The sequence below is a fragment of the bacterium genome (assembly GCA_019912885.1).
Classification (GTDB): domain Bacteria; phylum Lernaellota; class Lernaellaia; order JACKCT01; family JACKCT01; genus JAIOHV01.
The window spans coordinates 1-6,930 of the sequence record JAIOHV010000228.1 but is presented as its reverse complement, the minus strand read 5'-3'; the positions used below and the strand labels follow the sequence as shown (position 1 = coordinate 6,930).

General features: G+C 62.5%; 7 protein-coding genes and 1 other RNA gene. 1 reads left to right on the top strand and 7 read right to left on the bottom strand.

Annotated features, from left to right (window positions below):
• From dnaX to K8I61_20265, 4 genes are all read right to left on the bottom strand, one after another.
• The coding region (gene dnaX, locus K8I61_20280; GenBank protein ID MBZ0274381.1) for a DNA polymerase III subunit gamma/tau at nucleotides 1-1,129 on the bottom strand (1,129 nt) is incomplete at its 3' end.
• A gap of 233 nt (nucleotides 1,130-1,362) precedes the next feature.
• An RNA gene (ffs, locus tag K8I61_20275) (signal recognition particle sRNA large type) lies at nucleotides 1,363-1,618 on the bottom strand.
• A 194-nt stretch (nucleotides 1,619-1,812) separates the two neighbouring features.
• Nucleotides 1,813-2,214 (bottom strand): PIN domain-containing protein, encoded by a 402-nt coding sequence (locus K8I61_20270; protein MBZ0274380.1) that lies wholly within the window; start codon nucleotides 2,212-2,214, stop codon nucleotides 1,813-1,815.
• The gene (locus K8I61_20265) at nucleotides 2,207-2,431 is read right to left on the bottom strand and encodes a type II toxin-antitoxin system VapB family antitoxin (protein MBZ0274379.1); all 225 of its coding nucleotides are present in this window, start codon (nucleotides 2,429-2,431) and stop codon (nucleotides 2,207-2,209) included. Before K8I61_20265 ends, K8I61_20270 begins: the two co-directional genes overlap by 8 nt.
• Before the next feature lie 175 nt (nucleotides 2,432-2,606).
• Here K8I61_20265 and K8I61_20260 point away from each other — a divergent pair, with 175 nt between their 5' ends.
• Nucleotides 2,607-4,658 (top strand): AAA family ATPase, encoded by a 2,052-nt coding sequence (locus K8I61_20260; GenBank protein ID MBZ0274378.1) that lies wholly within the window; start codon nucleotides 2,607-2,609, stop codon nucleotides 4,656-4,658.
• 3 nt (nucleotides 4,659-4,661) lie between these two features.
• Here the strand turns inward: K8I61_20260 and K8I61_20255 are convergent, their stop codons facing one another.
• The 3 genes from K8I61_20255 to K8I61_20245 all read right to left on the bottom strand — a co-directional run.
• Nucleotides 4,662-4,961, bottom strand: coding sequence for a type II toxin-antitoxin system RelE/ParE family toxin (locus K8I61_20255; protein ID MBZ0274377.1), 300 nt, complete (start codon nucleotides 4,959-4,961; stop codon nucleotides 4,662-4,664).
• Between the two features lie 36 nt (nucleotides 4,962-4,997).
• On the bottom strand, nucleotides 4,998-5,363 hold the full coding sequence (locus K8I61_20250; protein ID MBZ0274376.1) for a type II toxin-antitoxin system Phd/YefM family antitoxin: 366 nt from the start codon (nucleotides 5,361-5,363) through the stop codon (nucleotides 4,998-5,000).
• A gap of 91 nt (nucleotides 5,364-5,454) precedes the next feature.
• The coding region (locus tag K8I61_20245) for a hypothetical protein (protein MBZ0274375.1) at nucleotides 5,455-6,930 on the bottom strand (1,476 nt) is incomplete at its 5' end.

The following is a 6,930-nucleotide window of genomic DNA, read 5'->3' as shown; positions in this document are numbered from 1 at the left end:
GCCCGACGGCCTGCGCGAGGCTGTCGAGCGACTGCACGCGTCCGGCGGCCAGAAGGCGAAGGATCGTCATTTCAAGGACGAGGCGCTGCTGTGAGGAACGCATCACCTCCTCTTCCGCCTCGATGAGAATGCCGAACAGGTTTTCGAGCGTCTCGATCCCGGCGCCCGCGGCCTGACCCGAAATCTGCGCGAGTTCCTCGGCCGTCGCATTGATGAGCGGCGCGGGGTCTTTCGCCAGCTTCGCGATGACCAGGTTGCGGAAGTGCTCCATCAGGTCGCCGTAAAACGCGCGCACATCCCACGCCACGGGCCCCATATCCCGCAGCACCGCCAGCGCGGCTTCCGTATCCTCCGACAGGACCGCCGCGGACAGGCGAAGCAGGAGCTGCCGGTCGACAAGCCCCAATACTTCGGCGAGTTCGGACGCCGACAAATCACCGCCGAGCGCGATGATCTGGTCGAGCAGCGAAAGCGCGTCGCGCATCGAACCTTCCGCTTTGCGCGACACGAGGCGCAGCGCGTCCTCGGAGAGCGAAAGCGATTCCTTTTTCGCGATGTCGGCGAGCGCGTCGAAGATCAGGGCGAGGGGGATCGACTTGAAGTCGTACTGCTGCACGCGCGAGAGGATCGTGTCGGGGACCTTGTGCACCTCCGTTGTCGCGAAGATGAACACCACGTGGTCCGGCGGCTCTTCGAGCGTTTTCAAAAGCGCGTTGAACGCGGCGATCGACAGCATGTGGACTTCGTCGATGATGATGATTTTCTTGCGCGCGGATTGCGGCCGGTATTTCACCGACTCCCGAAGCTGGCGCACGTCGTCGACGCTGTTGTTTGACGCGCCGTCGATCTCGATGACGTCGACGAAGTTGCCGCGCGTGATTTCGGTGCAGGCGCGGCACGCGTTGCAGGGCGTCGGCGTGGGGCCGTCGGAACTCTCGCAGTTGAGTGCCTTCGCGAGGATGCGCGCGATGGTCGTCTTGCCGACGCCGCGCGTGCCGGTGAACAGGTAGGCGTGCGCGACGCGATCCTGCGTGATCGCCGCGGAAAGCGTGCGCGTGACGTGCTGCTGGCCGACGATATCCTCGAACGTCTGCGGCCGGTATTTGCGGGCAAGGACGAGATAGCTCATCGCAGGAAAAGGCCGAAAGGCTGAAAGGCGGGTAGGCTGGAAGGTCGTACACCCAATGCTTTCAACGTCTCGTCCCCCTTTGTCGGCGGTCAGCGGTCAGCGGTCAGCGATCAGCGATCAGCGATCGGCAATCAGCGATCAGCGATCGGCGATCAGCGATCAGCAAACTGCGGTCGGCTGAAAGCTGACGGCTCCCGGCTGACAGCTCGCGGCTCGCATCGCCGCTGCGAAGACCGTACACCTCCCATCGACTCCGAAAACGAATCGGGTGTTGCCCCCGACTGCTTTCCCAGGCGGTCCACGGCACACGAAAACGTTCCGCTTACCGTTGCTGCCTTCCGGCCCTGGCGGGGTTCACGGCATCTCGTTGCGTGGGACCCGGGCAGCCGGCCGAGGGTCACCCGGCCCGAAACCAGGGCCTCCGAAGAGGAATTCGACCCCGCTATAGCCACGGGTGCCAGGAGGCTGCTAACCCCCCATCTAGTACGGTCATCGCAACGTCGAAACAAGAGCGCCACGCGTCGCTGCGCGGGATCATACGGGCCGCACGCGCGGGGCGTCAACGAGGGGGAGAAAAGAAAAAAGAGGAGCGAGAAAGGAAAGGAATCGCGTGGGCCAGGGTGGTCGTTTGGGTGACCTTCGCCCTTGGATGAGGCCGGGGGGCTGGAATGCTCGTCAACCGGTCAGCTCGACCGCCTTGCCGAAATCCTGAATCTTTTCAAGGCTGGCACGTAATTGAAATGTTTGTCGAGCGTCAGCAATTCCATCTGGTGCCGCAAACATAACACCGCGACCAGCGCGTCGTTAGACGGAATTGTCTTCCCTTGCGATCGCAATCGATTCAAAAGCTCGCCCGCGCTTTGCCAATCCTCCCGATCGATTTCGAGAAAAGGTAGTTCGCGTAGCAACGGCAGAAGAAGCCGCTTTTCATTTGGTCGCATTCCACGCAGCAGTTCCAATTCGACCACTCCGCAGAAAACCGCTTTTCGCTTGGCGAGTAATTTGTCGACGGCCATCCGAACGTTTGAATTGTCGCCGCGCATTGCGGAAATCCAGGCCGACGTGTCCACGAGCACGTCATTCATCGAGTTCTTCCAATTCGCGGATGTCTGCCTCGCGAAGCTCCTCAAGGGACTTCGCGTCGAGATCGACTTTGCCCAACAACGAGCGAAGTTCGTCGATTCGTCTCTGACGGATGTGTTCCCGCAAGGCCTGCGCGACCGCGGCCGTTTTCGTTTTAGCGGGCGTCACCTTCATGACCTCTTTGACCAACGCTTCGTCCAAAGTCACCGTCGTTCTCATGGCAACCTCCAGAACAACAACACAGGGCAATTATATGCTGACGATGCCCACAAATGCTATAGGTAATTCTGTGAATTGAGTGGCCACTTGGTCGCCTCCGCTTCTCCACGCCTGGGCGTGAACAAAATCCTCCCGGCCTTCCAGCCTTCCGGCCTTTCGGTCTATTCTCCGCGCCGTGACCAAACCTCCCATCGCCTCGCCCACGATCCCCGCCGACTGGCCACCGTTCGCCCGAACCATGGCCGAGCGTTACTACACGCACACCGTCAGCCAGTTCGTGCTGCACGGCGCGGTGCGCGACCTGTTGCCGGTCCCCGAAAACGGCGCGACGCGGTACGTGCCGCTCGAGGAATTCCTGCTCCGCACGTTGTTCGCGCGCCGGCACGCCGTCATCTTCTACGATCGAAGCCGGGGGCTGACGATCCCCAATCCCGACGCCTTTGCGGATTTCCATTCCTTTCTTCACGCGTACGAGGGCGCGACCGGCGCGGGCGCCGCGATGTCGGCGCGCATCCCCGGCCCGGCGGACGCCGTCGGCCGCGCCGTGCCGATGCGGCAACTTCCCGCCGATCCGCCGACCGCCCTGCGTCTGGTGGAGAGGTACATCCGAACGCGCGCCGGCGAGGGCAAGGGCGTCGCGCTTGTCATCGACTACGCCGAGCAGATCGCGCCCGCGGGCGACGTCGGATCGCTTTCGGATGGGGACCGCGCGTCGCTCGTCGCGCTGCGGCGCTTCGCGCGAGATCCCGCGTTTTTGTCCGGCGACGTGACCGTCGTGCTCGTCACCGAGCAGCTCGCCGAACTTTCCCGGCACCTTGTCGCCAATCCGTTCACGGCGGTCGTGGAAATGGATTTGCCGGACGAGGCCGCCCGCCGGCGATTCATCGAGCACGAGATCGAGGGACGAAAAATCCTGGACGTGTCGGACGTTCCGCTTTCCGCTCTCGCCCAGACAACGGCGGGTCTCGCCCTGACGCACGTCCGCCAGGTCATCGCCGAGCCGCTGCGTCTTGGCAGACGCATCACGTTCGACGCGCTGATGCGCCGCAAGAAGGAATTGATCGAAGCGGAGTGCCACGGGCTCGTGGAATTCATCGAACCGCACTTTTCGCTCGACATGGTGGCCGGATGCGCCGAGGCAAAGGCGCAATTACGCACGGCGGCACGCTTGCTCAAGGCCGGGCATCGCGACGTGCTGCCGATGGGCTGGCTTGTGTGCGGACCGGTGGGCACGGGCAAGACGTTTCTGGCGACGTGCTTTACCGGCGAGATCGGCGTGCCATGCGTGAAGATCCTGAACATCCGCTCGCAGTGGGTCGGGCAGACGGAGGCGAATCTCCAAAAGCTGCTCACCGTGTTCAGGGCGCTCGGGCCGCTTGGCGTCATCGTGGACGAGGCGGACGCGTTTTTCGGCACGCGCGCGGGATCGGGCGATTCGGGCGTCTCGAGCCGCGTGTTCTCCGCGTTCGCGAGTTTTATGAGCGACACCGCGCACCGGGGACGCATCCTGTGGTTCCTGCTGACGGCGCGGCCGGATCTTTTGCCCGTCGATCTCAAGCGCCAGGGCCGCGCGGAGGAGCACATCGCGCTGTTTCCGCCGACGACCGCCGCGGAGCGCGAGGAATTTTTCGCGGTTTTTTGCAAGAAGAACGATATCGCGACGAAACTGTCGCCCGCCGAGATCGAGGAGATTTTCCGCGCCTCCGGGCATGCGCAACTCTCCGGCGCGGACCTCGAGGCGGTGACGATCCGCGCCAAGTCGCTGGCCGCAGCGCGCGTGAACGGGGAATCTCACCGCAAGGACGCAATGGGGACGGATGTTCACCGCAAGGACGCGATGGGGACGGATGTTCACCGCGAAGACGCGATGGGGACGGATGTTCACCGCGAAGACGCAAAGATCGCGAAGAAAAAGGCGTCATCCGACACCGCCTCGCGCGACGTCATCCTGAGCGAAGCGAAGGATCCGGCCCCGCGCAAGAAGACGCGCCTTTCTCAAAAAGCGGCCGTGCCGATTGACGTCACCCGCGAGGATTTTGAACAAGCGTTCGAGGATTTTCTCCCGCCGGTTTATGGCGAGGAGGTCGAGTACCAAACGCTCACCGCCGTCCTCGAATGCACCTCGCGCCGCCTCATCCCCGAGCCGTGGAAGTCGATGCCCCGCGACGCGGTCGCCCGGCGCCTGCACGAACTGGAACTGCTGCTTGGCGCGGGGATGCGCGTGTAGCTATCAGGACTCGCTGTAATCCTCAGGCCGCCTCAGGCGATGGCCTTCGTAGATGGCGAGTATTCTCACCATCTTTTGGGTAACTTCGTACGCGATCTTATAGTTACCTTCGACAAGCTCGCGCAGGTCGTCGCGCCCGCGCTCCGGGACCAAAACCCCTCGTCGGGGAAACCGGCGCAGAGAATTCGCGCGGTTTTTCAATTTCGCGGCGAAGCGACGGGCCGCGAGCGGATTATCGCGCGAAATGAACTCCAAGACCGCATCGAGATCGTCAATTGCGCGCGGTGTCCAAACGACCCTCATGCTTATTTTGCCTCGGTGTTTGTGGAATGTTTCTCCCTACTTCGAACCCGATGATTTTGCGGCAATCCGCTTTTTGGGCATGCTCGAAGGGACGCGCTTCGCGGTCTTCCGCCGCTTCGGCAGCGGACCGTATTTTTCGTCGAGCATTCGATCCACCTCTTCCGAGGTGTAGTACTCGCCTCGTTCCGCCTGACGCAATCCCTCGTCAATACGCTCGAGGTATTTTCGGCGCGCGTACAAATCGTCGTACAGCGCCGGCGAAACGATGACGCCGACCGGCTGCCCGTTCTGCGTGACCACGAGCGGGCGATTTTGCTCTTTGACCTGCTTGAACAGGCGCGACGCGTGCTTCTTGAATTCCGCGATCGGGTAGATGTCTTCCGAGATCAGGATGTCTTTCATGACGGCTCTCCATTCAGAGTCAATTTCAGGTCCAAATATAAATCAGAATTCGGCTCCGGGCAAACCACTGTTTCGTGTCGCCGTCGCGCGCCTACTTGCAGTAGTCCTTTCTTGGCCCCGTCTCGTTCTGAAGCCGCGTCCGCAGCGTGTCATCCGACGGCTCCGGGATCGCCGCGTAGAATTGCCCCGGCCAAAAGACATTTTGCGATTGATGGACCGTCACCTTTGCGTTGTTGAGCAGCCGGTCGCCGACGCTGCGCGTGTAGCCGTGCGTCTGGTCCTGCGCCCAATCGTTTGAGAGCGCGACTTTGGAAACGAGGAAATCGTTGCCGCCGCCGTGCGGGCTTGGGTCCGGGCAGGGGATGATGCAGAACGCGCCCGGCCGCGCCTCGTAGATGTTCTTCTCGCTGTGGAATTGCGCCTCATCGATCGACGCCGCGCCGTACTCGTACCAGTGGTACTGCCAGTTATTGTAAAAGTCCGCCTTGCCGTAAGCGAAGTGCGGCCCGCGGCGCGTCACCGTGTCGAACCAATTGTGGTGGTACGTGATGTTCATGCCGGGCGACGCGTTGTCGTCCGTATCCTTCGTGTGCAGCATGACCTTCGTGTGATTGTAGATGTGGTTCCAGCTGATCGTGATTTGCGTCGCGCCGCGCACGTCGATCAGCCCGTCGCCGGCCAGGTGCAGGTTCATGTGATGAAACCAGAAGTGGTGCGTGTCGTAATCGCCCGGCGACGCGCCGCCATGCCCGCGCAGGCTGAACAGGTCGCCGTCGCCGTCCGCCGGGTCGTCGAGCGACGCGTCGATGTCCGAGAAGATCACGTTGGTCACGCCGGGAACGATGTTGAAACGCGCGTCGATAATGCGCACGTCGCGCCCGCGACCGTCCACGGTCTTGTTGCTCTTGATGTCGATGCGATCGTCGAAGTCGAATACGAATTCGCCTTCGACGTCAAAGACGATCCAATAGTTCTCGGTGTTCTCGAGCGCGGCGCGCAGGCTGCCATCGCCGGAGTTGTTCCTGTTCGTCACGTGATAGACGTTCGCCGGATTGCCACCCGTCGTGCCCTGTCCAAACCCGGTCAGTTCGTCCATCAGGGCCTGCGTGTCATAGGGATACGTCGAGCAATTGACCGCCGGCCGCACGCACGCGCCGTCGTCGCACGCGTAGCCGTCTCGGCAAAAGCCGCACGATCCGCCGCAGCTGTCGTCGCCGCAAACCGTTCCGCTACAATCGGGCACACATGCCAACGGCGCGCAGACGCACCAGTCCGACCCGTGACCCGAAGGCGTATCGCATGACAACTCCGCGCGACGAACGTCCGGTCCGCACGAGCCGTCGAGATTTTCGTAGGTGTGCGAGCAGACGAGGCCCGCTGCCGCGCAAACCGCGGCGCAACCCGCGCCATCGGTGAAAACCGCCTCGCATGTCGTGTCGGTCGATCCGCAAATTTTCCAATCCGGATCGCTCTCGATGGGCGAGCAGTCAACGGCCGCGTCATCGTCACCCGTGTCATCATCTCCCGTGTCGTCGTCGCCGGTGTCGTCGTCAGCGCTGTCGTCATC